Below are 19,946 nucleotides of genomic sequence, written 5' to 3'. Positions count from 1 at the left end.
GGAAAATCCGCCTACCGCTCGCTCCCCGCCCTTCTTCCGTTCTTCCGATGCACTCGATGAAAACCGCGCTGGCCGCGATCGCCCTGCTCGCCGCAGCGCTCGCAGCGCACGCCCAGTCCAGCTTCTTCCCCCAGGAATCCGAGACGGCCGCTGCCGAGGCCGCGGCCGCGCGCGACTACCTGGCCGCCAAGGACCGCTGGCACAACGAGCTCGCGGCTTTTGCGCGCGCCGACCAGGAACGCTTTCCCGCGCCCGGCGGCGTGGTGTTCGTCGGCAGTTCCACAGTGCGCATGTGGACCCGCCTGCAGCAAGATTTCGCGCGCGTGCCCGGCGGCGTGATCAACCGCGGCTTCGGCGGCTCGACGCTGCAAGACTGCAGCCTCTTCGCGCGAGACCTCGTGGTGCGCTACAAGCCCCGGCAGGTGATGGTCTATGCGGGCGACAACGACCTGGCCGAGGGCCGCACGCCGCTGCAGGTGCTCGACAGCTTCGCGCGCTTTGCCAACGCGGTGCGCGCCGAGCTGCCGGATGCGCGCATCAGCTTCATCTCGGTCAAGCCCAGCCCCTCGCGCGAGCAGCTGATGCCGCAGATCCGCGAGACCAATCACGTGATCTCGGCCTACCTGAACCTGCTGCCCAACAGTGAGTTCATCGATATCTACACGCCGATGCTCGGCGCGGATGGCCGCCCGCGCATGGAGCTTTTCCGCGGCGACAGGCTGCACATGACGGACGAGGGCTACCGGCTCTGGCACTCGGTGATCGCGCCGCACCTGCCTGTTCCGCCCGCGCCGCCGACGGCCAGCCTGCCCTGAACCTGGGCGCTCAGGCCGGCGCGGGCTCCGACGGCACGTCGTCCGCCGGCGGCGGCACGTCCGCCCCACGCGTGAAACGCGCCACGAAGTACATCCCCGAGAACACCGCCAGCAGCAGCAGGCCGTCGCCCCACCATGGCCGTGCCGTCTGGCTGTCGCCGTAGAAGGCCAGCACCAGCAGCACCGCCACCAGGTGCGCGCAGAACACCGGCAGCGAGGCCGAGCCCATTGCCTCCAGCCAGCGTAGCCGCGGAATGCGCCGCATCAGCCAGGGCCCGAAGCGCACCGCCAGGATGCCCAGCGCCACAAGGTTCACCAGCCGCAGCGGCCCGAGCTGCCATTTGTCGAACAGCAGGTTCAACTCCACGTCGCCGCCGAACGGCGCCTGCCCGTTGATGCCGGTGTGGCGCCAGTAGACGCCGTACAGCGCGATACCCGCCGCCAGCACCAGCAGCCACGCCGGAAAGCGCAGCGGCCGGGCTTCCGGCCCGTTGCGGGTGGCGCCGATGCACAGCCCCGCGAACCACAAAAACTGCCAGGCATAGGTGTTGAACGCGCCCATCTCGTGGAACGGCACCGGCACACCCAGGTAGCGCTCTGCCAGCCCGTAGACCCATTCGCTGAGCCCGAACTGCGCCGCCGCCCACACGGTCGCGCTCGCCACCATCACCCAGGTCCAGCCATGGCGCATGGCGAAGGCCAGCACCCAGGGGCTCAAAAGCATGAAAAAGATGTACATCGGCAGGATGTCGAGCAGCGCCGGCTCGTAGATGAGCAGCAGCCCGAACAGGAAGCCCTCGCGCGGCTCCGCCAGGTAGTACGACACCAGGTTCTTCACGGCCGGCTGGTCGATGTGCAGCCCCACCGCCGCGATCACCGTGAACAGGAACAGCAGGATCGCCGCCTGGCACAGGTAGACCTTCAGCACGCGCCGCCAGAAGGCCTGGCGCATCGAATCGACCCCGCGCAGATAGCCGATGCGGCTGTACACCAGCCCGGCCACGAAGGCCGACAACAGCACGAAGCCCTCTGCCGCCGAAACGAACCCGAAAGGCTGGCCCAGCGGATCGGTCAGCCGGGTGGGAAGGTGGGTGACGGTCATCAGCACGAGCATCAGCCCGCGCAAGGCGTCTATTTCCCAGTAGCGTTTCATCGGTCGGCGGCGAGGTCTTGGTGGCGGTCCGCGCGGCGCACGCACGACAGCGGCTGATTGTAAGAAGGCCGGTGTAAAGACGTTCCGGGGTGCGCGCGAATGACACCGTCGTAGTGAGCGCAGCTCCGGACAGCGCCGACGGCCTATGACTGTTGGCACTGCCGAAGCGTCGTGCAAATCGGCTACGCTGCGCGCTGCCTCAAGGTGGAGATACAAAAAAGTGAACCGTTTCCTTCCAACATTGCTCCTGGCCGGCGGCGTCCTCATGGCCGGCCCGGGCTTTGCCCTCCAGATCACCAGCCTCACGCCCCAGGGCGAGGTCGCGCGCGTACGCCAGGTCGTCGCCAAGTTCGACCAGGCCGCCGTCAACTTCGGCGACCCCAAGGCCCCCGCCCCGCTCACGGTGAGCTGCACCGACGCGCAGGCCGCCAAGGGCACGGGCCGCTGGACCGACGCCAAGGCCTGGGTCTACGACTTCGAGAACGACCTGCCGCCCGGCGTGCGCTGCACAGTCACCCGCATTCCCACCTTCAAGCCCGCCAGCGGCGAGCTGACCGGCCCCGAGCGCTACCAGTTCAACACCGGTGGCCCCTTCGTGCGCAACTACATGCCGGGCAGCTACAGCCGCATCGACGAACAGCAGATGTTCGTGCTCGAGCTCAACGGCGCGGCCACGCTCGACAGCGTGCGCCAGAACATCTGGTGCGCCGCCGACGGCGTGGGCGAGCGCATTCCCGTCAAGCTGCTCGACGGCGAGCAGCGCGCAGGCCTGCTCAAGGCCTTCGGCCGCGACAAGGCCGCCGAGAAAGACCCGCTGCGCTTCGTCACCATGCAGTGCAACCGCACGCTGACGCCCGGCGCCAAGGTGCAGGTCGTCTACGGCAAGGGCGTGGCCACGCCTTCCGGCGTGCCCAACAACGTGGAACGCCGCCTCGACTTCCAGGTGCGCGAGCCCTTCGCCGTCTCGTTCACCTGCGAGCGCGAGAACGCGCAGGCCGCCTGCCTGCCGCTGCGCCCGATGCAGCTGACGTTCAATGCACCGGTCACGCGCAAGCTGGCTTCACAAATTCAGCTCAAGGGCGACAAGACCATCAAGGCCAAGCTCGAGAACGAGGGCGGCACGCAGAGCGACGATGACGTGGTCAACGGCGTGAGCTTCGAGCCGCCGCTGGCCGAGAGCACGCAATACAGCATCGAGCTGCCCTCCAAGTTCGAGGACGCCTCGGGCCGCCCGCTGGCCTCGCCCGGCACCTTCCCGCTGAAGGTGGCGACCGGAATGATGCCGCCGCTGGCCAAGTTCGCCGCCTCGCCCTTCGGCGTGGTCGAGCGACTGGCCGAGCCCGACACCCCGGCCATGATGCCGGTCACCGTGCGCCGCGTGGAGCCGAAGCTGATGGTGAACGCCCTCACGCCCGGCAAGGTGAGTGACATGAACCCGAAGACCGACGCGGAAATCATCGCGTGGTTCCGCAAGGTGCGCCGCTACGACAGCTTCACCATCTCGCGCGAGCAAGCCCGAAAGGACGTGAAGGGCCCGCTGCCGCCGGTCATCGACAAGGACGACCGCACCAGCCTGCAAACGCGCATGCTGTCGCTGCTGGCGGGCCAGTCGGGCGTGAAGGCGCTCGACATGCCCAAGTCTGACGCCGGCGATCCGCGCCCCTTCGAAGTCATCGGCATTCCGCTGACTCCCGGCTTCCACGTGCTTGAAATCGCCTCGCAGAAACTCGGCGAGGCGCTGCTCGACGAGCGCTACAACGCCGGCCGCACGATGTACGTGCGCACCACCGCGCTGGCCACCAACCTGGCCGTGCACTTCAAGCTGGGCCGCGAGAACTCGATGGCCTGGGTGACCACGCTCGACAAGGGCAAGGTCGTGGCCGGCGCCGAGGTTCGCGTGTCCGGCTGCGACGGCAAGGCCGTGGCCAGCGGCACCACCGATGCGAACGGCATCGTCATGCTGAACGGCGTGTCGCCGCAGCCGCCGTCGTGCAACGGCCCGAACGAATACGAAACGGGCGCCTGGTTCGTCAGCGCCCGCGCCAAGGACGACAAGGGCGTCGAAGACCTCGCCTTCACCTGGAGCGACTGGCAGCGCGGCATCGAGCCCTGGCGCTTCAATGTGCCGACCAACCTGCAGGCCGAGCCCGATCGCGTCGCCCACACCATCTTCGACCGCACGCTGCTGCGCGCCGGCGAAACGGTGTCGATGAAGAGCCTGATCCGCACGCAGACCAGCAAGGGCTTCGGCCTGCCGGAGAACCGGCCCGACACCCTCGTCATTACCCACACGGGCAGCGGCCAGCGCTTCACGCAGCCGCTGAACTGGCGCAAGACCGCCACCGGCGGCCTGAGCGCGGAGAACACATTCCCCATTCCGCCGGCAGCCAAGCTCGGCGTGTACGAGGTGATGCTGCGCACCGGTAAAGGCAAGGATGCCAATGGAGAAGGCGAGTCCGACGGCGACGAGGACTACGCCCGCAGCTTCAGCACCGGCATGTTCCGTGTCGAGGAATTCCGCCTGCCCGTGCTCGAAGGCCGCATCTCGCCCACCGAGAAGAAGCCGCTGGTGGCAGCCACCAGCGTGCCCACCGACGTGCAGATCAACTACGTTGCCGGTGGCGGCGCCGCCAACCTGCCGGTGCGCGTGTCGGCCATGGTGCGCGGCAAGGCCCTGAGCTTCTCCGACTACGACGCCTTCAGCTTCAACCCGCCGCGCGCCACGCAGGGCGACGGCACCGAGGCCGCCGCCCCGGCCGCGGATACGAGCGCCGGAGAGGAAGACCTCAACAGCGTGAACGACACCCGCGTGATCGCCGACAAGCTGCCGCTCACACTGAACAAGGACGGCGGCGGCAAGGTCACGATCGACAAGGTGCCCAAGGTCAAGGCCGCGCGCGAGCTGCTGCTCGAAGCCACGTACGCCGACCCGAACGGCGAGGTGCAGACCATCCGCAGCACGCAGACGCTGTGGCCCGCATCCGTCATCGCCGGCATCAAGACCGAGGGCTGGGTTTCCACCGCCCAGAAGCTGAAGTTCCAGGCGCTCGCGCTCGACCTCACGGGCAAGCCCCAGGCCAACGTGACGCTCAACGTACGCGCCGTGGCGCGCATCACCACCACCAGCCGCAAGCGCATGGTGGGCGGCTTCTACACCTACGACAACAAGACCGAGACCAAGGACATCGGCACCGTCTGCAGCGGCAAGAGCGACGCGCGCGGCCTGCTGCTGTGCGAGTCGGAGCTGAAGGAAGCCGGCGAAGTCGAACTCATCGCCAGCGCCACCGACAGCGACGGCCGCGACGCCAAGGCCGTGAGCTCCGTCTACGTGACGAAGCAGGGCGAGCTCTGGTTCGGCGGCGAAGACAACGACCGCATCGACGTGCTGCCCGAGAAGAAGAGCTACCAGCCCGGCGAAGTCGCCAAGTTCCAGGTGCGCAGCCCCTTCCGCTTCGCGACCGCGCTGGTCGCGGTGGAACGCGAAGGCATCATCGAGACGCACGTGGTGCAGCTCGACGGCAAGGACCCGACCGTCACCCTGCAGGTCAAGCCCGAGTGGGGCCCGAATGCCTACGTGAGCGTGCTCGCCCTGCGCGGCCGCCTGCGCGAAGTGCCGTGGTACAGCTTCTTCACCTGGGGCTTCAAGTCGCCGCGCGAGTGGTGGACGGCCTTCTGGTACGAAGGCAAGGAATACGTGGCGCCGACCGCCATGGTCGACCTGAGCAAGCCGGCCTACCGCCTCGGCATGGCCGAGATTCGCGTCGGCACGCGCGCCCACCAGCTCGACGTGACCGTCACCAGCGACAAGCCCAGCTACCCGATACGCAGCAAGGCGCAGGTCACCATCAGCGCCAAGCTGCCCGACGGCAAGCCGGCGGCAGGTGCCGAAGTGGCGCTGGCCGCGGTCGACCAGGCCCTGCTGGAGCTGATGCCTAACGACAGCTGGAACCTGCTCAACGCCATGCTGCAGCGACGCAGCTGGGGCGTGAGCACCTCCACCGCGCAGATGGAAATCGTCGGCCGGCGCCACTACGGGCGCAAGGCCGTGCCCGCGGGCGGCGGCGGCGGCAAGGGCCAGACGCGCGAACTGCTCGACACCCTGCTGGTGTGGAACCCGAAGGTGGTGCTCGATGCCAACGGCCAGGCCGTGGTGACGGTGCCGCTGAACGACGCGCTCACCACCTTCAAGATCGTGGCGGTGGCCGATTCGGGCACCAGCCTGTTCGGCACCGGCCAGGCCAGCATCCAGGCCACGCAGGATCTGCAGATCATCAGCGGCCTGCCGCCGCTGGTGCGCGAGGACGACCAGTTCCGCGCGCAGATCACGCTGCGCAACACCACGCAGAAGCCGATGAAGGTCGAGGCCGCGCCGCGCGCCACCCTGCTCACGCTGGAGCCGCAGACCGTGGACATCCCGGCCGGCGAGGCGCGTGAAGTGGCCTGGACCGTGACCGCGCCCGCACAGCTCGCGCAGACGCGCGCCGAAGCCATCCTGTGGGAGATCGAAGCGAAAGACACCATCGGCGGCGCGCAAGGTGCGAGAGATGCGCTCAAGGTGCGCCAGCGCATCGTGCCTTCAGTGCCGCTCACGGTGCAGCAAGCCACGCTGGTGCAGGTCGATGGGCCGTTCACGCTCGACGTGGCACCGCCCGCCGACGCCCTCCCCGGCCGCGGCGGCCTCAAGCTGTCTCTGCAGCCCAAGCTGGCCGAAGGCCTGCCAGGCGTGCGCGACTGGTTCGCGAACTACCCCTTCATCTGCCTCGAACAGAAGACCAGCAAGTCGGTCGGCCTGCGCGACGCGAAGATGTGGCAGGGCGTGCTGGCACAGCTGCCGACGTATCTCGACAGCGACGGCCTGGCCAACTACTTCCCGCCGCGCGACGGCGAGGCCAACCGCGGCAGCGACATCCTCACGTCGTACCTGCTCGCGGCGACGAACGAGGCCGCGCAGCTCAACCCGGCCTTCGCGCTGGCCGACGACGTGCGCGCACCGATGGAGTCGGGCCTGATCGCCTTCGTCGAAGGCCGCATCACGCGCGAGTTCTGGAGCCCGCGCAAGGACCTCGACGTGCGCAAGCTCGCCGCGCTCGAAGCGCTCTCGCGCTACGGCAAGGCCAAGGGCAGCATGCTCGGCAGCATCACCATTGCGCCGAACCAGTGGCCCACCAGCGCGGTGATCGACTGGCTCAACATCCTCAAGCGCGTGAACGACGTGCCGCAGCGCCAGCAGCGCCTGGACGAAGCCAACAACGTGCTGAAGGCCCGTCTCTCATACCAGGGCACCAAGCTGATCTTCAGCACCGAGCAGGACGACTACTGGTGGTGGCTGATGACCAACGGCGACGTCAACACCGCCCGCCTGCTGCTCAGCGTGATGGACGACCCGAGCTGGAAGGACGACATCGGCAAGCTCGCCAACGGCTTCATCGGCCGTCAGCAGAACGGCGCATGGCACACCACCACCGCCAACCTGTGGGGCGGGCTGGCGCTGGAGAAGTTCAGCAAGGTGTTCGAAAGCACGCCGGTGGCCGGCGTCACTGCCGCCACGCTCGGTGCAGTGAAAGCCCAGGTCAACTGGAGCCAGGTCGAACGCGTGAAGACCAGCGACCCGGCCGGTGCACCGAACCAGACCACCTTCTTCGGCGCGCCCGCTTCGCCGGGCAACCTGAAGAACAACACGATGTTCCTGCCGTGGGCAGCATCGCCGTCGGGCGTACCGGTGCGCGACACCCTGCTGGTAACGCAGCAAGGCACCGGCAAGCCGTGGCTCACGCTGCAGTCGATTGCCGCCGTGCAGCTGAAGGCACCGTTTGCCGCCGGCTATGCGATCAAGAAGACCATCACGCCGGTCGAGCAGGCCACCGCCGGCAAGTACACGCGCGGCGACGTGCTGCGCGTGACGCTGGAGGTGAACGCCAGCGCCGACATGACCTGGGTAGTCATCAGCGACCCGATCCCCGGTGGTGCCACCATCCTCGGCGGCGGCCTCGGCCGCGACTCGCAGATCGCCACCCAGGGCGAGAAGAAGTCGGGCGCCGGCTGGGCCGCCTTCGAGGAACGCAGCTTCGAGGCCTTCCGCAGCTACTACGAGTACCTGCCCAAGGGCGTGGTGAAGATGGAATACACCGTGCGCCTGAACAACGTCGGCGACTTCGCGTTGCCGCCAAGCCGCGTCGAGGCGATGTACGCGCCGGAGATGTTCGGCGAGGCGCCGAATGCGCGGGTGAAGGTGGAGGCGGCGAAGTAACAATTTAGCGGTCATCGCTTCTTCACCGGCGGTCGTCACCATCGCAGCGAACCAACAACCTGGAGGAAAGATCATGGGTCTGGCTGTCTGTGTCGGCATGCTCGCCGAATTGCTCGAAGACGATCCCGAAAGCGCCGAGGGCTTCGAGGAAGAACTGGCCGAAGCCAACCGCGTGCTGGCCGCCGCGGGGCTTCCCCAGCACACGGAGCCACGCGAGCCGATGGAGCTCGACTCGCGCGCTTCAATCGACGGCTTCCCGTATTCCTTCATCCACTACCTGCGCCGCGCCTACGCCCACCGACTGCTCTCGCCCGACTGGGTAGCGACGCCGCTGCCGGACGACGTCGACCCCACGGCCGACCCGAAGATCCAGGCGCTGCTCGACGGCTCGGCAAGCCACCTGCTGTGCCACTCGGACGCGGAGGGCTTCTACGTTCCCATCGATTTCAAGGATGTGCTGTTCGACGGGGATGACAGCTGCGAAGAGGATGACGAGGACGACGAAGACGAGGAAGAAGAGGAAGCCGGCCTCCCCGGCGGCATGCTCGGCTCGTCCTACCGCCTGCTCGAAGAACTCGTGTTCGTGGCTCCGGCCCTGGGCATCCACCTCGACAACGGCAAGCTCTCGGACGAGGAAGCGGAACGCATCGACGCGCTGATCGAGGAAGACGGCGGCCTGTACCGGGAATACGTGTCTTGGCTGCTGCTGTATGAATCGGCGCGGCTGAGCATTGCGCACAAGACGGCGATTGTTTTCTGCTGACGCCGTAACTCCACCATGACCCGGCTGCTCGAAATCCGCACCTACAGGCTCAAGCCCGGCACGCTCGCCGACTTCCATGAAGCCATGCACACGCGGGCAGTACCGATGCTGCGCAGCAAGGGCATGGACGTCGTCGCCTATGGAAAGTCGGACCACGAGGAAGAGACCTACCACCTCGTGCGCGCATATGCGGACCGGCAGGCGCTGGAAGCGGAACAGGCCGCGTTCTACGGTTCGGCCGAATGGCGCGAAGGCCCGCGCAGCGCGCTGGTCGATCGTATCGAGACCTACCTCAACACGCTGCTGTGGGCATCGGACGAAACGGTGGCCAGCATGCGTTCGCTGAACCCCGGCTGACCGCGACACAGGCAGTGTTGAACGCCCTCTGACGCGCCCATCGGCCTAAACTGCCTTCCCACCCGCCCCTTCCCCAGGAGACAACCATGACCACGCTCGAAATCGCGAACAAGCTCGTCGCGCTGTGCAGAGAAGGAAAGTTCGAGGACGCGAAATCGCTCTACGCCGATGACGCGGTGAGCGTCGAGGCGGGCGCCCCGCCCGGCCAGCAGCGCGAAGCCGTCGGCCTGGCAGCCATCGAGGCCAAGGGCAAGTGGTGGAGCGACAACCACGAAGTGCATTCGTTCAAGATCACCGGCCCCTGGCCGCATGACGACCGCTTCATCGTCGGCTTCGATTTCGACGTGACCATGAAGCCCACGGGCCAGCGCTTCCAGATGGAGGAAGCGGGCCTCTACACCGTCAAGGACGGGGCCATCGTGCGCGAAGAGTTCTTCTATTCGATGGGCGGCTGAGGCGCCCCGGGGCACGAACACCGGCAAAATGCCTGCAGGTGCCCCATGAACACACGATTTGTAGAAGCCTTTCTCTGGGCCGCACGGCTCGGCAGCTTCCGCGCGGCGAGCGACCGGCTCCACATCACGCAGGCGGCGGTGTCCAACCGCGTCGCCTCCCTCGAAGAAGACATCGGCGCGCGCCTGTTCGAACGCGATGCGCGCGAGCTGCGGCTCACACCGGTCGGCGTGCGGCTGATGGACTACGGCGAGCGCCTGCTCGAGTTGCGCCGCGAGATCGTCTCGCTCGGCCGTCCGCGCGAAGACATCCTCGGCCTGGTTCGCATCGGCGCCATCGAGACCGTCGTCCATACCTGGCTGCTGGGCTTTCTCACCAACCTGCGCTCCACCTATCCGGGCATCGAGGTGCAGCTGACCTCCGAGACCACGCTGGCCCTGCACCGCGGCCTGCGCGAAGGCGCGCTCGACATCGCGCTGCAGACCGACCACATCGCCGGCGCCGGCATCGTGAGCACGCCCTGCCTGCCGATGCCCATGGGCTGGGTCGGACCGCCCGGCGTCGAGCCCATGCAGACGGTCGAGCAGTTGCTGCGCCAACCCGTGCTCACGATGAGCCCCGGCTCGCAGCCGCACGAGGCGCTGAAGAACCTGTTCCGCGCGGCCGGCATTCCGCTGGGCAAGGTGCACTGCGTGAGCTCGATCTCGGCGCTGGCTCGGCTGGTGAAGGCGGGCTTCGGCAACGCGCTGGTGCCGCTGCCGCCCTGCTATGAATACGTGGCCATCGGCGACGTGCGAATCATCGAGTGCGACGCGCTCATCTCGCCGCAGCGCATCGTGGTGAGCCACCTCGAAGCCGCAGACTCCGACGCCATCCGGCTGGTGGCCGAGCTGGCGTGCCGCGCTTCCGACCAGTTCACCACGTCGGCAATCGCACCAACCTGGAGCGCATCGGCAGAGGGTTAACCCTCAAAACAGCGCATTTCGGCCCCGAAAAGGGGCCAGTAATTCTTGTGGCTGTAGCCCAGAAAAACTCGTTTGTGACAGTTCGCCCCTGCGACGGAAGATCGCGCCTTCATTTTTCGAAGGCCCGCCTGCTCTTCCGCCGCCATGAACACACCTGACCTTTCTTTCCCCGCAGCGAACGCGAACGGCCTGCTGTTCGTCGCTTCCGATGTCGAGCCGGCCGACGATGCCGACTTCAACCGCTGGTACGACCAGGAGCACGTGGAAGAGCGCGTGCGCATCCCCGGCTTTCTCTCGGGCGCGCGCTACTTCTCGCTCGAAGGCGGCCGCAAGTACCTCGGGCTGTACCGCACCGAATCGCTGGCGGTGTTCGGTTCGCCCGGCTACCGCGCCGCGTTCGAGAAGCAGACGCCGTGGTCCATCGCCAACCTCGACCGCATGCGGCAGCCGGTGCGCCGCGTGTGCGCCGTGCGCGCCGTCACGGGTTTCGGCAGCGGCAGCCACGTGGTCGTGCTTCCCCTGCCGGTGGCCGCCGACGCTGAAGCGCTGGTGCAAAGCGCAGAGCGCATCGGCCTTCAGCTGAAGAAAGAGCAGGCAGGCTTCGTGCAGTCGTACCTGCTCGTGCCCGACACCGCGCTCAGCACGCCGCTGCCGCGCGAATCCACCGAAGGCCGCGTGCTGCAGCCGATGCTGGTGATCGAAACCAGCAGCGCCGACGCCGCGCGCACCGCGCGTGCCACGGCCGCCGCCGCCTTCGATACCGACCCCGCCACAGGCTGGCTGCTCGCTCTCGGCTGGAAGCTGAGCGCGGCCGAGCTGGGCTGACCCGACTTCCATCTCTTCCCTGAACAAAGGTATTCCGATGACCGAACATGTTCTCCCCGCTGCGGCCACCGCAGCCACGCCGCCCGCGCCCGGGTCCGCCAAGATGGGCCGCCTGGCCATGGCCAGCTCCATCGGCACCACGCTGGAGTGGTACGACTTCACCGTCTACAACATCATGGCCGCGCTGGTCTTCAACGCGGTGTTCTTCCCGTCGTTCGACCCGCTCACCGGCACCATCCTCGCGTTCTCGACCTACGCGGTCGGCTACATCTCGCGTCCGCTGGGCGGCATGGTGTTCGGCCACCTCGGCGACCGGCTGGGCCGGCGCTTCGTGCTGGTGGCCACGCTGGTCATCATGGGTGTGTCCACTGGCCTGATGGGCCTGCTGCCCACCTATGCGACCTGGGGCATCTGGGCGCCGGTGGCACTGGTTGCGCTGCGCTTCGTGCAGGGCGTGGCGCTCGGCGGCGAATGGGCCGGCGCGGTGCTGCTGTCGATGGAACACGGCAAGCCCGACGAGCGCGGCCGCAACGCCTCGTTCACGCAGGTCGGCCCGTCGTGCGGCACGCTGATCGGCACCGGCTTCATCGCCATCGTGTCGGCTTGGCTGAGCCCGGAAGAGTTCCAGGCCTGGGGCTGGCGCCTGCCGCTGATCTCCAGCGTCGCGCTGGTGCTGTTCGGCCTGTGGCTGCGCCGCGGTGTTGACGAGACTCCCGTGTTCCGCGAGATGGAAGAGAAGAAGGCCACCGCCAAGACCCCCATCAAGGAAGTGTTCACCCAGCACTGGCGCAGCCTGCTGGTGGCCGGCGGCTCGCGCATCGGCTCCGACGTGCTGTACGCGCTGGTGGTGGTGTTCACGCTGACCTACGTGACGACGGTGCTGCACCTGTCGCGGCCGCTGGCGCTCACCGCCACGATGATCGGCGCGGCCTGCAACGCGATTGCAGTGCCGTGGTTCGGCAGCCTGTCTGACCGCATCGGCCGCCGGCCGGTCTACATTGCCGGCGCGCTGCTGGGCATGGTGTGGGCCTTTGTGTTCTTCGTGCTGATGGACAGCGCGCAACCGGTCGCCATCTGCGCGGCGGTGGTGGTGGGCCTGTTGATCCACGCAATGATGTACGGCCCGCAGGCCGCCTTCGTGACCGAGCAGTTCCCCGGCCGCGTGCGCTATGCGGGCGCCTCGCTGGCCTACACGCTGGCCGGCATCGTGGGCGGTGGCTTCGCGCCGCTGATCATCGCGAGCCTGTTCAAGTCGTGGGGCACCACGGTGGCCGTGTCGCTGTACGTGGTGGCCGCACTGGGCCTGACGCTGATCGCCCTCGTGGTGGCCCGCGAAACCGCCAAGCGCCCACTGGAGAACTGATGACGACGAACATGCATCATTCCCTGCGCTTCGCCTGCGAGAGCATTGCCGAAGACGGCACGCGCTCCACCGCCCTGCACAGCATCGCGCCCCGCGCGCTGGTGGTGGCAGGCTGGACCGGCCGCGACATCGCTGCCATCGAGCACCACATCGAGGAGCTGGCGAAGCTCGGCGTGCCGCGCCCTTCGAGCGTGCCGTTGTACTACCGCGTCGCGGCCCAGTTGCTGACGCAATCGCCGGCCATCGAGGCGCTGGGCGACCAGAGCTCCGGCGAGGCTGAGCCCGTGTTCTTCTTCTCGCAGGGCGAGTGGTGGCTGAGCGTGGCCTCTGATCACACCGACCGGCATGTAGAGAGCTACTCGGTTGCCGTGTCGAAGCAGATGTGCGCAAAGCCCGTGGCCGAAACTGCATGGCGCTGGCGCGACGTGCAGGCGCACCAGGACACGCTCGAACTGCGCTCGCGCATCTTCGAAGACGGCCGCTGGACCGACTACCAGCGCGGCACGCTCGCATCGATCCGGCCGCTGGCCGCGCTGCGCGACGGCATGCCCGGCGCCGGCAGCGCACCCGAGGGGCTGTTCATGACCTGCGGCACGCTGGGCGCACTGCCCAACGCGAAGGGCGAAGGCATACGCCCCGCCGGGCAGATGGAAATCGAACTGCACGACCCGAAGCTGCAGCGCCGCATCGTGCATCGCTATGCGGTGGAAGCACTACCGGTGGTGGCGTGATGAAAGACGGCTTCACCATCGCAGCCCTGCGCGAACGCATCGCGCGCGGCGAGCTGTCGCACGAGGCACTGATCGAACAGGTGCTCGAAGCGGCCACGCAACCCGCTGCCGAGCACGTCTTCACGCGGCTCTACGCCGATGCCGCGCTCGCTACAGCCCGACACGCCGATGCGGCGCGCAAGGCCGGCATCGAACTCGGCCCACTCGCCGGCCTGCCCGTGTCGGTCAAGGACCTCTACGACGTGGCCGGCGAGACCACCATGGCCGGCTCTGCCGTCTGCGCAGGCGAGCCGCCGGCCACGCGCGACGCAGTCGCCGTGACGCGGCTGCGCACGCAAGGCGCTGCCATCGTCGGCAAGACCAACATGACCGAGTTCGCGTTCTCGGGCGTGGGCATCAACCCGCACTACGGCACGCCGCGCAATCCGGCCGACGCGGCCACGGCGCGCATTCCGGGCGGTTCGTCGTCGGGCGCTGCGGTGTCGGTGGCGCTCGGCCTCGCTGTCGCGGGGCTGGGCTCGGACACGGGCGGCTCCATCCGCATTCCCGCCGCGCTGTGCGGACTCGTGGGCTTCAAGAGCACGCAGTCGCGCGTGCCGCGCACGGGTGCCTTCGAACTGGCGCGCTCGCTCGACACGGTCTGCGCCATGGCCCGCAGCGTGGAAGACTGCCTGATCGCCGATGCGGCCATTGCCGATGCACCGCTCGCGGTGCGCCGCCGCCCGCTGCAGGGCATGCGCCTTGCCGTGCCGCGCACGATGATGTTCGACGATATCGAGCCCGCAGTGGCGCACGCCTTCGACCGCGCGCTGCAGGCCCTCTCGGCCGCTGGCGCGCAGATCGTGGACATCACGCTGGCCGAACTCGCCGAGATCGCGACCGTCAACGCGCCCGGCGGCTTCTCGCCGGTCGAGGCCTCTGCGGTGCACCGCGAGCGCTTCGCCGCAAAGCGCAGCGGCTTCGATTCGCGCGTAGCCGCACGTATCGCGCTCGGCACCGAAGTGCGCGCCGCCGACTACATCGCCATGCAAGACCGCCGGCGCGACTGGATCGGCCGCGTCGAACGGGCCATCGAAGGCTTCGACGCCCTCGTGTGCCCGACCGTGCCGATCGTCGCGCCGCCCATTGCGGCGCTGGCGGAAGACGCCGCCTTCTTCAAGGCCAACGGCCTGCTGCTGCGCAACACCTTCGCGATCAACCTGCTCGACGGCTGCGCCTTCAGCCTGCCCTGCCATGCGCCGGGCGAACTGCCGGTGGGGCTGATGCTGGCCTCGGTGCGCGGCGACGACGCGCGGCTCGCGGCCGTAGCGCTGGCTGTGGAAGCTGCGCTGCCCGAATCTGGAACGTAAATCAGGGGCTGACGAATCTCGGGTCGAGCTGCGCCACGGCGAACTTGCGCACGTGATCGACGAAGGCGCTCACCAGCAATGACGAGCTCCGCCGCACCGGCGTGAGCACGGAAAAATCCGTCACCATTTCCGGCTCGAAGGGCAGGAAGCTCAGGCCCTGGCCGGCGTGCTCCAGCGCGGTGATCGGGTCCACCAGCGACACGCCGAGGCCGGCAGCCACCATGGCGCAAACGCCGGCCGACACCTGCGTCTCGACCTGCAGCTTGCGCTCGATGCCGTAGGACGCAAAGAGCGCGTCAACATGCAGCCGCGATTCGATCACATGCGGATGCGAGACGAAGTGCTCGCCAGCCAGGTCCGGAGGGCGGATCACCTTTTTCTTCGCGAGCCGGTGATCGCTGCGCATCACGCAAACCATCCGGGTCGCGATCAGCCGCTCACCGTGCGTGCTCGAATGGCTTACCGGCAGGATGACGAATCCGACGTCGCAGCGCTCGCCCACCACCAGGTCCACCACCGTGCGCGAGGAATGGTTGGCGAGCGACACCCGGATGTCGTTGTGCTCGGCCAGGAAGCCCGCAATTGCGCGCGGCAAGAAAGACAGCGCCAATGCCGGCGCGGCGGCAATGCGCAGCGCGCCGCGCTGCAACGACCGGATCTCCTCGGCGGTTCGCGCAATGCGCTCCATGCCGAGCAGCGAGCGCTCGACCTCCTCGTTCAGCGCCTCGGCCTCCGCGGTGGGTTGCAGGCGCCCCCGCACACGCAAAAAGAGCGGGAAGCCCACGCTTTCCTCCAGGTCGGCCACCAGCCGCGTGACGGCAGGCTGCGACACGTGCAGCGACTCGGCCGCGCGTGTCACGGTTTGCCACAGCATCACGGCGCGAAAGGCCTCCAATTGACGAATCTTCATGTCGGGCACTCCATACATGAATGTTATGGCCTTCCGAAAAAAAACGATTGTTCAGCGAACGAACGCATCGTTAATCTGCATTCTTCGAGTGAAACGAACTGCAGAACCCATTCTGGTGCGCCATAAGAGAAACGCATCACGATAGGGAAAACCCGGACTTTTTGGTGCGCAACAAAGGAAATCCCATGATGCTTCGTCCCGTTTCCGCGGCCGTGAATGCGGCGCTGTCCACCGTGCTGGCCTTCTGCGCCCTTGCCGCAGCAACCATCGCGTCAGCCCAGCAGCCGACCACGCTCTACGTCGGCTCCTACGGCGGCTCGACCGAGAAGGCCTTCAAGGAGAAGCTGATCCCCGCGTTCGAGGCCAAGCACAACGCCAGGATCGTCTACGTGTCGGGCAACTCGACCGACACACTGGCCAAGCTGCAGGCACAAAAGGGCAAGCAGGAACTCAACGTCGTGCTGCTCGACGACGGCCCGATGTACCAGGCCGTGCAGTTCGGCTTCTGCGACAAGCTGGGCAACCAGCCGGTGCTGAAAGACCTGTACTCCGTCGCACGCATGACCGACAGCGCAGTCGGCGTGGGCATCGTCGCCGCCGGCATCGCCTACAACACCGAAGCCTTCAAGAAGGCGAACCTGCCTCCGCCGGATTCGTGGGAGGTGCTCACCGACAAGCGCTTCAAGCAGAAGGTCGCGATCCCGCCGATCAGCAACACCTACGGCCTGCAGACGCTGCTGACCTTCGCCAAGCTGCGCAAGGGCGGCGACAAGAACATCGACCCGGGCTTCACGGCAATGGCGCGCGAAGTCGGGCCCAACGTGCTGGCGTGGGAACCGTCGCCGGGCAAGATGACCGAGCTGTTCCAGAACAACGACATCATGCTGGCCGTGTGGGGCAGCGGCCGCGTGCAGGCGCTGAAGGACACGGGCTTCCCGGTGCAATTCGTGATTCCGAAGGAAGGCGCGCCGGCCCTGCTGATAGCTGCCTGCCCGGTGGCGCAGAACACCGCCCCGGCACTCTCGCAGGCCTTCGTCAACTACCTGCTGACGCCTGAAGTGCAGGCCATCCTCGCCGACACGCAGGGCTGGGGCCCGGCCAACTCGACCACCAAGCTGGCACCGGCAGTGGCGGCCAAGGTGCCGTACGGCAAGGAACAGATGGACAAGCTGCTGCCCACCGACTGGACGCTGGTCAACGAGAAGCGCGCAGAGTGGACCAACCGCTGGAACCGCACCGTCGAACGCTGAGCAAGCATGACCTTCCTTCAACTCGATCAACTCGGCAAGACCTTCGGCGACTTCCGCGCCGTGGAGAGCCTGAGCCTGGACGTCGAGCGCGGCGAGTTCATCTCGCTGCTCGGCCCCTCGGGCTGCGGCAAGACCACCACCCTGCAGATGGTGGCGGGCTTCGTCGAGCCGACGCGCGGACGCATCCGCCTGAACGGCGCCGACATCACGGCCATGCGGCCGGAGAAGCGCGGCATGGGTGTAGTGTTTCAGAGCTATGCGCTGTTTCCGCACATGACCGTGGCCGACAACATCGGCTTCGGCCTCGATATGCGCGGCATGCGGGGCGCCGAGAAGTTGAAACGCATCGACGAGACGCTCGAGCTCGTGCGACTGCCGGGCCTGGGCAAGCGCTATCCAAAGGAACTCTCGGGCGGCCAGCGGCAACGCGTTGCCATCGCCCGTGCGCTGGCGGTGCGCCCCGAGGTGCTGCTGCTCGACGAGCCGATGTCGAACCTCGACGCGAAGCTGCGCGAGGACATGCACGTCGAGCTGCGCGGCATCCAGCGGCACCTTGGCATCACCACGATCCTGGTCACGCACGACCAGGTCGAGGCCATGACCATGAGCGACCGCATCGCGGTCATGCACGGCGGGCGCATCGTGCAGCTCGCCACGCCCTACGAGGCGTACGAGCGACCCGAATCCGCATTCGCCTCGTCCTTCCTCGGCAAGACGAACGTGCTGAAAGGTGTCGTCGAAGCCCGCAACATGCGCTGCTGCGAAGTGCGTGTCGGCGATTCGCTGCTGCACGTGCCGCACCAGGAAAAGCCGCTTGCGCGCGAGGTCAACGTCTATGTTCGGCCCGAGAAGGTGAAGCTTGCGCCGGCCTCGGCCGCGAACGGCATTCCGGCCACCATCCGCACGAGGCTCTTCCTGGGCAACCACTGGCTGGTCGAGGTCGACAGCGCGCTCGGGCCGATGCGCGTAAGCCATCCCAACATCGGCGCGGTGCCACCGGCCGAAGGCGAAGCCGTCGCGCTGCACTGGCTGGACGACGACCTGCGCCTGCTCGACACGGAGGCCGCGAATGGCTGAGGCAGCCTCCGGGCCGCGCGCGGCTTCTGCGCCCTGGTTCCTCAGCGCGCCCGCGCTGCTGCTGTTTCTCGGGCTGCTGGTGATTCCGCTCGCGCTCACCGCGGTGTTGTCATTCCATTCGTTCGACGGCACGCGCGGTGTGCTGCCGGACTTCACTGCTCGCAACTACCTCGAGGTTTTCTCGGACCCGTACTACTACGAGATCTTCCTGCGCACGGCCGGCCTGGCGCTCGCGGTCACGCTGCTGTCGGTGCTGTTCGGCGTGCCGGAAACCATCATCCTGTCGCGCATGAAAGCGCCGTGGCGGGGCATCTTCCTGATCGTCATTCTTGGCCCGCTGCTGGTCTCGGTCGTGGTCCGCACACTGGGCTGGGCCATCCTCATGGGCAACAACGGGCTCATCAATGCGGGCCTGCGGGCACTCGGCCTCACGGACGAACCGGTACGCCTGCTGTTCACGATGACCGGGGTGGTCATCGCGCTCACGCACGTGCTGATGCCGTTCATGGTGATCTCGGTGTGGGCCTCGTTGCAGAAGCTCGATCCGCAGGTCGAGAACGCGGGGCTCTCCTTCGGCGCGGCGCCTTTCACGGTGTTTCGCCGGGTCATCCTGCCGCAGATCCTGCCAGGCATCCTGTCGGGCGGGATCATCGTGTTCGCGCTGGCGGCCTCGGCCTTCGCCACGCCGGCCATTCTTGGCGGGCGCCGGCTCAAGGTGGTGGCCACGGCCGCGTACGACGAGTTCCTGAGCACGCTGAACTGGCCGCTGGGCGCGTCGATCGCGATCCTGCTCCTGGTGGCCAACGTCATCGTCATCGCCGGCTTCAACCGCTGGCTCGAGCGGCGCTACGCACAGGTCTTCGAAGGCTGAGAAAAAGAGGCACGACATGCGCAAGAACGGACAGCTCTCCCTCGTCTACCACGCGATCTTCATCGCCTTCATCCTGGCGCCGCTGGTCGTAGTGGTGCTGGTGTCGTTCACAGGCAAGGGCTACATCTCGCTGCCGACCGACGGCTTCTCGCTGCGCTGGTTCCGCGCCATCGGCGGCGCCACCGAGCTGGTCAACGCGTTCTGGATCTCGCTCTGGCTCGGCCTTGCGAGCGCGACCGTCGCCGTGGTGCTGGCAGTGCCGGCCGCGCTGGCGCTGGTGCGCTACCGCTTTCCGGGGCGCGGCGTGCTCGCGGCCTTCTTCATGTCGCCGCTGATGATTCCGCATGTGGTGCTGGGCGTGGCGTTCCTGCGCTTCTTCACCACGGTGGGCGTGTCGGGGTCGTTCGCGTGGCTCGCGCTGACGCACGTGGTGGTGGTCATGCCCTACGCACTGCGGCTGGTGCTGGCCTCGGCCACGGGCCTCGATCGCGATGCAGAGAAGGCCGCGCTCTCGCTCGGCGCGAACCGCATGACCGCGTTCCGCCGCATCGTGCTGCCGCTGATCCTGCCGGGCGTGGTCGGCGGCTGGATGCTCGCCTTCATCCAGAGCTTCGACGAGCTCACCATGACCGTGTTCGTCGCCACGCCGGGCACCACGACTCTGCCGGTCGCCATGTACAACCAGATCGCGCAGACCATCGACCCGCTGGTGGCGTCGGTATCGACCGTGCTCATCGCCGGCACGGTGGTGCTGATGGTGCTGCTCGACCGCCTCGTCGGCCTCGACCGCGTGCTGATCGGCAAGGGCTGAGCGCGC

General features: G+C 67.5%; 16 protein-coding genes. 14 read left to right on the top strand and 2 right to left on the bottom strand.

Annotated elements, in window-relative coordinates:
• Positions 1 to 56: 56 nt before the first annotated feature.
• On the top strand, positions 57 to 815 hold the full coding sequence (locus ACN9MV_RS08030) for an SGNH/GDSL hydrolase family protein (RefSeq protein WP_426393153.1): 759 nt from the start codon (positions 57 to 59) through the stop codon (positions 813 to 815).
• A gap of 10 nt (positions 816 to 825) precedes the next feature.
• On the opposite strand, the gene opgC is transcribed toward ACN9MV_RS08030, so the two are convergent.
• Positions 826 to 1,968, bottom strand: coding sequence for an OpgC domain-containing protein (gene opgC / locus ACN9MV_RS08025; protein WP_093049285.1), 1,143 nt, complete (start codon positions 1,966 to 1,968; stop codon positions 826 to 828).
• A gap of 265 nt (positions 1,969 to 2,233) precedes the next feature.
• Between opgC and ACN9MV_RS08020 the strand changes: the two genes are divergently transcribed.
• The 9 genes from ACN9MV_RS08020 to ACN9MV_RS07980 all read left to right on the top strand — a co-directional run bounded on the left by ACN9MV_RS08020 (position 2,234) and on the right by ACN9MV_RS07980 (position 15,021).
• Positions 2,234 to 8,215, top strand: coding sequence for an alpha-2-macroglobulin family protein (locus tag ACN9MV_RS08020; protein WP_426393152.1), 5,982 nt, complete (start codon positions 2,234 to 2,236; stop codon positions 8,213 to 8,215).
• Between the two features lie 73 nt (positions 8,216 to 8,288).
• Complete coding sequence (locus ACN9MV_RS08015; protein ID WP_093049279.1) at positions 8,289 to 8,978, top strand: hypothetical protein; 690 nt, start codon at positions 8,289 to 8,291, stop codon at positions 8,976 to 8,978.
• A gap of 15 nt (positions 8,979 to 8,993) precedes the next feature.
• Entirely contained in the window at positions 8,994 to 9,335 is a 342-nt protein-coding gene (locus tag ACN9MV_RS08010; RefSeq protein ID WP_426391785.1) for an NIPSNAP family protein, read from the top strand.
• A gap of 86 nt (positions 9,336 to 9,421) precedes the next feature.
• Entirely contained in the window at positions 9,422 to 9,790 is a 369-nt protein-coding gene (locus ACN9MV_RS08005) for a nuclear transport factor 2 family protein (RefSeq protein ID WP_093049273.1), read from the top strand.
• A gap of 45 nt (positions 9,791 to 9,835) precedes the next feature.
• Positions 9,836 to 10,753 (top strand): LysR family transcriptional regulator, encoded by a 918-nt coding sequence (locus tag ACN9MV_RS08000; protein ID WP_426391784.1) that lies wholly within the window; start codon positions 9,836 to 9,838, stop codon positions 10,751 to 10,753.
• Between the two features lie 144 nt (positions 10,754 to 10,897).
• A complete protein-coding gene (locus tag ACN9MV_RS07995) occupies positions 10,898 to 11,578 on the top strand; it encodes a hypothetical protein (RefSeq protein WP_426391783.1) in 681 nt (226 codons plus the stop codon).
• A 37-nt stretch (positions 11,579 to 11,615) separates the two neighbouring features.
• Positions 11,616 to 12,941: an MFS transporter gene (locus tag ACN9MV_RS07990; RefSeq protein WP_426391782.1), complete on the top strand. Its 1,326-nt coding sequence runs from the start codon at positions 11,616 to 11,618 to the stop codon at positions 12,939 to 12,941.
• Positions 12,941 to 13,672, top strand: coding sequence for a DUF2848 domain-containing protein (locus ACN9MV_RS07985; protein ID WP_426391781.1), 732 nt, complete (start codon positions 12,941 to 12,943; stop codon positions 13,670 to 13,672). The genes ACN9MV_RS07990 and ACN9MV_RS07985 overlap by 1 nt, the downstream gene beginning before the upstream one ends.
• Entirely contained in the window at positions 13,672 to 15,021 is a 1,350-nt protein-coding gene (locus ACN9MV_RS07980) for an amidase (protein ID WP_426391780.1), read from the top strand. Before ACN9MV_RS07985 ends, ACN9MV_RS07980 begins: the two co-directional genes overlap by 1 nt.
• 1 nt (position 15,022) lies before the next feature.
• On the opposite strand, the gene ACN9MV_RS07975 is transcribed toward ACN9MV_RS07980, so the two are convergent.
• Positions 15,023 to 15,931, bottom strand: coding sequence for a LysR substrate-binding domain-containing protein (locus ACN9MV_RS07975; protein WP_426391779.1), 909 nt, complete (start codon positions 15,929 to 15,931; stop codon positions 15,023 to 15,025).
• A 185-nt stretch (positions 15,932 to 16,116) separates the two neighbouring features.
• Here ACN9MV_RS07975 and ACN9MV_RS07970 point away from each other — a divergent pair, with 185 nt between their 5' ends.
• The 4 genes from ACN9MV_RS07970 to ACN9MV_RS07955 are packed head-to-tail and all read left to right on the top strand — an operon-like array spanning position 16,117 to position 19,940.
• Positions 16,117 to 17,181, top strand: coding sequence for an ABC transporter substrate-binding protein (locus ACN9MV_RS07970; protein WP_371258798.1), 1,065 nt, complete (start codon positions 16,117 to 16,119; stop codon positions 17,179 to 17,181).
• Between the two features lie 6 nt (positions 17,182 to 17,187).
• Complete coding sequence (locus ACN9MV_RS07965; protein WP_426391778.1) at positions 17,188 to 18,258, top strand: ABC transporter ATP-binding protein; 1,071 nt, start codon at positions 17,188 to 17,190, stop codon at positions 18,256 to 18,258.
• Positions 18,251 to 19,129, top strand: a complete 879-nt coding sequence (locus ACN9MV_RS07960) for an ABC transporter permease (protein ID WP_354337332.1) — start codon at positions 18,251 to 18,253, stop codon at positions 19,127 to 19,129. Before ACN9MV_RS07965 ends, ACN9MV_RS07960 begins: the two co-directional genes overlap by 8 nt.
• A 16-nt stretch (positions 19,130 to 19,145) precedes the next feature.
• On the top strand, positions 19,146 to 19,940 hold the full coding sequence (locus ACN9MV_RS07955) for an ABC transporter permease (RefSeq protein ID WP_426391777.1): 795 nt from the start codon (positions 19,146 to 19,148) through the stop codon (positions 19,938 to 19,940).
• Positions 19,941 to 19,946 lie beyond the last annotated feature (6 nt).

Source organism: Variovorax sp. R-27, from assembly GCF_049913215.1.
GTDB lineage: Bacteria > Pseudomonadota > Gammaproteobacteria > Burkholderiales > Burkholderiaceae_C > Variovorax.
This window is presented reverse-complemented; position numbering and strand designations above follow the sequence as displayed.

What these genes read in the sequence shown, in the direction of transcription:
- ACN9MV_RS08030 (WP_426393153.1), top strand. Translation starts at nt 57, where the DNA reads ATGAAAACCGCGCTGGCCGCGATCGCCCTGCTCGCCGCAGCGCTCGCA.
- opgC (WP_093049285.1), bottom strand. Translation starts at nt 1,968, where the DNA reads ATGAAACGCTACTGGGAAATAGACGCCTTGCGCGGGCTGATGCTCGTG.
- ACN9MV_RS08020 (WP_426393152.1), top strand. Translation starts at nt 2,234, where the DNA reads ATGGCCGGCCCGGGCTTTGCCCTCCAGATCACCAGCCTCACGCCCCAG.
- ACN9MV_RS08015 (WP_093049279.1), top strand. Translation starts at nt 8,289, where the DNA reads ATGGGTCTGGCTGTCTGTGTCGGCATGCTCGCCGAATTGCTCGAAGAC.
- ACN9MV_RS08010 (WP_426391785.1), top strand. Translation starts at nt 8,994, where the DNA reads ATGACCCGGCTGCTCGAAATCCGCACCTACAGGCTCAAGCCCGGCACG.
- ACN9MV_RS08005 (WP_093049273.1), top strand. Translation starts at nt 9,422, where the DNA reads ATGACCACGCTCGAAATCGCGAACAAGCTCGTCGCGCTGTGCAGAGAA.
- ACN9MV_RS08000 (WP_426391784.1), top strand. Translation starts at nt 9,836, where the DNA reads ATGAACACACGATTTGTAGAAGCCTTTCTCTGGGCCGCACGGCTCGGC.
- ACN9MV_RS07995 (WP_426391783.1), top strand. Translation starts at nt 10,898, where the DNA reads ATGAACACACCTGACCTTTCTTTCCCCGCAGCGAACGCGAACGGCCTG.
- ACN9MV_RS07990 (WP_426391782.1), top strand. Translation starts at nt 11,616, where the DNA reads ATGACCGAACATGTTCTCCCCGCTGCGGCCACCGCAGCCACGCCGCCC.
- ACN9MV_RS07985 (WP_426391781.1), top strand. Translation starts at nt 12,941, where the DNA reads ATGACGACGAACATGCATCATTCCCTGCGCTTCGCCTGCGAGAGCATT.
- ACN9MV_RS07980 (WP_426391780.1), top strand. Translation starts at nt 13,672, where the DNA reads ATGAAAGACGGCTTCACCATCGCAGCCCTGCGCGAACGCATCGCGCGC.
- ACN9MV_RS07975 (WP_426391779.1), bottom strand. Translation starts at nt 15,931, where the DNA reads ATGAAGATTCGTCAATTGGAGGCCTTTCGCGCCGTGATGCTGTGGCAA.
- ACN9MV_RS07970 (WP_371258798.1), top strand. Translation starts at nt 16,117, where the DNA reads ATGATGCTTCGTCCCGTTTCCGCGGCCGTGAATGCGGCGCTGTCCACC.
- ACN9MV_RS07965 (WP_426391778.1), top strand. Translation starts at nt 17,188, where the DNA reads ATGACCTTCCTTCAACTCGATCAACTCGGCAAGACCTTCGGCGACTTC.
- ACN9MV_RS07960 (WP_354337332.1), top strand. Translation starts at nt 18,251, where the DNA reads ATGGCTGAGGCAGCCTCCGGGCCGCGCGCGGCTTCTGCGCCCTGGTTC.
- ACN9MV_RS07955 (WP_426391777.1), top strand. Translation starts at nt 19,146, where the DNA reads ATGCGCAAGAACGGACAGCTCTCCCTCGTCTACCACGCGATCTTCATC.